Source organism: Neobacillus sp. Soil_C_43 (assembly GCF_057656715.1).
On the sequence record NZ_JBDGJV010000064.1, the window covers coordinates 1 to 242 of the forward strand.

The following is a 242-nucleotide window of genomic DNA, read 5'->3' on the forward strand; positions in this document are numbered from 1 at the left end:
TTAACCGTTTTTCCCAATAATAATACGTACTGCGTGGAATGTCAGCGACTTCAACTAAATCCACAACCTCATACTGACTCTTTAGTTCTAAAATTACTTGCGCTTTGATTTTATTTGTAATTTTTCCTGCATTTGAACTAAAGCATTCAACTTTTTTAGGTAGGTATTCTCCATTCGTAAACGTTCGTTTTCTGCCTGTAAGGCTTCTAATGATCCTTCTACTGGTTGAGGAGATTTCTTTG

Annotated in this window: 1 pseudogene; it reads right to left on the minus strand. The window is 35.5% G+C overall.

Annotated features, from left to right (window positions below):
- Nucleotides 1-242 (minus strand): annotated as a pseudogene (locus AC3A54_RS25630) (IS3 family transposase); the annotation flags it as partial.